This window comes from Pseudomonadota bacterium (assembly GCA_022361155.1).
Classification (GTDB): Bacteria; Myxococcota_A; Polyangia; order Polyangiales; family JAKSBK01; genus JAKSBK01.
Map to the genome: position 1 here is coordinate 1 of JAKSBK010000119.1, position 2,954 is coordinate 2,954.

At 64.0% G+C, this 2,954-nt stretch carries 3 protein-coding genes and 1 pseudogene; 3 read left to right on the forward strand and 1 reads right to left on the reverse strand.

The features are described 5' to 3' along the window. The 3 genes from MJD61_04115 to MJD61_04125 form a co-directional block, all read left to right on the forward strand. On the forward strand, window positions 1-241 hold a 241-nt coding region (locus MJD61_04115), incomplete at its 5' end, for a hypothetical protein (GenBank protein MCG8554463.1). A 71-nt stretch (window positions 242-312) separates the two neighbouring features. Continuing rightward, the gene (locus MJD61_04120; protein ID MCG8554464.1) at window positions 313-1,464 is read left to right on the forward strand and encodes a hypothetical protein; all 1,152 of its coding nucleotides are present in this window, start codon (window positions 313-315) and stop codon (window positions 1,462-1,464) included. 466 nt (window positions 1,465-1,930) lie between these two features. Next, window positions 1,931-2,536 carry a hypothetical protein gene (locus MJD61_04125; protein MCG8554465.1) on the forward strand — a complete coding sequence of 202 codons (606 nt, stop codon included), beginning with the start codon at window positions 1,931-1,933 and terminating at the stop codon, window positions 2,534-2,536. An 85-nt stretch (window positions 2,537-2,621) separates the two neighbouring features. On the opposite strand, the pseudogene MJD61_04130 reads toward MJD61_04125, so the two are convergent. Then, window positions 2,622-2,846, reverse strand: a pseudogene (locus tag MJD61_04130) (transposase). Window positions 2,847-2,954: the final 108 nt, after the last annotated feature.

Consider the following 2,954-nt stretch of genomic DNA (forward strand, 5'->3'; position numbering starts at 1 on the left):
CATCATCGAGCTCTCCTTGGGTGCTCCGCCTCTGCCAAGGCGGGGTTCGTTGCGCACGACAGGGGATCAAACCCCTGGCCTCTACGCAACCCCCCAAGGAGACGTCATTCCCCATCCCGGGAACCTCAGGCATCACATCGCCCGTGAATCCATGGACTCGTCGCCCGATGTCAGGATCGGGTATAGTCTCGATGTCGAATGCGGCCAGGGGGCGGTCGAGCACCGTGGTCTCCAGCCCTGAGGGAAAACGGGCCTCAGCGGCTCGGGCCATCGTAGCGTACGCGAACGAGGCGAGAAACGTCGGACTGGAAGATGAGCACGAAGTGGCGAAGCGAGCCGCTGGTACCGACGTCCTACGACGACGTGGCCACCGTCGCGAAGCTCGCTCGCAGGGCGCGAAACCTAGCTGTCGACTTCGAGTGGGAACTGAGCCGCGATGAGATGGAGCGGTTGCGAGAGGCCGTTCACTCGTGGGGGAGCGTCGTTCGGGGCAAGTACAAGGGATTCGACAGCCAGGTTCTCGACGCCATCAATGCGGCGCTCGGCGAGCCGGACGCAATCTATCGACTCGATGCCCCGAAGGGAGCCGATCCGGCGGACAGCAATGTCGAGGCCATGTCGACCGGAGCCGGGTTCCGCGTACGAGGCCACGCGACGTTCGACCTCATCTTTGGCTACGCGCGTGCCGGCCTGGAGTCAAAGTACCGCATCCGCCTCGGAGACGCGCTTTGCGCAAAGCTCGAGAAGAGCATCGAGCCGCTCGGCTGGAGCATGGAGCAACTATCTCGCCGCGAGTTGCAGCCGGTTGTCAACGTCCTGTTCGGGCTTGCGTTGGACTATGGCATCGCGGAAGAGGCTGAGCCCGCGCCGCCAACGGGATCGATGGACCTGGAGTTCCACGGACCGCTCCACTGGCACCGAGACGCAGGCCTTCCGTGGCTGTTCGATCATCCATTGGGCAAAGAAACCGGCATCTACGTGTGGACGTTTCCCATCGACGGGCAGGAGTACATCCACTACGTCGGGCAGACTACACGGACCTTCGCCGGAAGGCTCGCCGAGCATTTGGCGTGTTTCCTCTCTGGTCGGTATTCGATCCTCGATTCCGACGAGCTGGCTCGGGGTGAGCAGAAGCTCTTGTGGCCCGGTGCCTCGAGCACCGAGGACCATGGGGCGATGTTGACCGAGTTCGTTGATCAGGCGAACGTCCTCGTCCCCAAGATCGAGAAGCTCCTCCGGCTTCTCCGCTTCCACATCGCGCCCGTGAAGATGGACGGACGCTTGCTGGACCGTATCGAGGGAACCCTGGGGCGGTACTTCCAGGACCACCCAGACAAGGGTATCCGTAAGGCCTTTGGCCCAGGCGCCCGATTCCCGGCAGCCATCCCGTTCGAGACCAGGATCCGCTGCCGGATCTCAACCGCGTCACCCCTCGTAGGGCTGCCCGATGTGCTGATCGTGTAGCGACCTCCGAAGCGATCCTTGCGAGGGAACCGAGGGCACCGACCGGAGTTGCCGGCCCAGGGTCATGGCATCCGAGCACAGCGATCATCTCTTGACCTGGCACGACGGTCTGGACGCTGGCAACGGCGGTGTGAGCACGGTCGAATGAGCCCGAGCCCACGGCACGCCGCGCTGCCCACCTTCGACACCTGGCACGGCGAGGGTCCGCGATTGATGCGCTCGTGATCGCAGTCTGCGAACCGGGTGGGACCGCACTTACATCCGATCCGCACGATCTCCAGGCATTAGCCACCCATGCACGCAACGTAGCAGTCGAAACAGTGTAGCTGCGCGTCCTTCCCAAACCACCGGACTGCTGGTTGCCCCCGCACGTAACCGCACTGTGTCTCCTTCGCACGTAACCGCACTGTGTCTCCGGCCGTACAAAAGGAGGGCGCACCGTGGTACGAGCGCTCAGGAGAGAGCGATGATTCCCAGGTATTCGCTTGTGTTTGTGTGTCTGCTTTGGTGGCCGGCCTTGGCCGGCTGCGGGCAGGAGCCAATGATGGAGCGGCAGCCCTTGGATCCCGGCGCGGCGGGCTCGGGTGCTGCCGGAACGAACGCTGGCTCGGGCAGCGCAGGCCCGGATGCCGGCGCCGGGGCCCAAGGCGGAATGGCGACCACCGGTTGCGGTGGGGACTGTCGTGTGCCGACGGATCAAGTCCAGCTGCGCTCCTACCTGGAGGCGGGTCGCTACAAGAGCTTCAGCGCCGAAGCTTCCATCCACCCGTCTCCCGTCCACGGCCGGGTCAAGGTGTTCATCAATCCGTTGCTGGAGGCATCGCTCAAGGCGGCAGGCGGCGTTCATCCGCCCGCGTCGGCCGCGGTCAAGGAGCTCTATGACGCGTCAGACCGATCAAACGGCTGGGCGGTGATGGTCAAGCTCAAGGAGACTTCCGACACCCAGAGTTGGTACTGGTATGAGCTGCTGAACGATCGCGTTGTCGTGAGCAACCCAGACGCACCCACTTGCACTGGATGTCACGCCCAGGGGCGCGACTTTTTCACGACGAAGTACCCGTTCGCTTTCTAGCTGGAGTTTGCCTGACGAGCGCCAGAGCCGAGCTGACCCTCGATAGAGCGGCAGGGTTGGCGGCGAAGTGGGGCAGGGTCGCAACACCGGGCCAGTCCGCGGCCCGGTTCACCAAGCCCGCTGCGACAGGGTTGCTCATCGCGTAGGCCAGCTTTTCCCAGGTGGCTTCGGGCGTGCGTAGCTGCACCACCGAGGGCCTTTCGTGATCCCACACGGGACCTTCCCACTTGCGCAGCACCTTGACGCCGAGGGCAACCAGCCGGTGCAGCTCGGCCAGGAACCTGGGCAACGTGCCTCGTACATCGGTAAGGGCCCACGGAAGAATACCTCGTGTGTATCGCCGAGGGCCGGGCGCCGTTGGCAAGGCGCAACGACGAGGAATATTGGGGATATTTCGAGGAGGCGCAACATAGCCAGC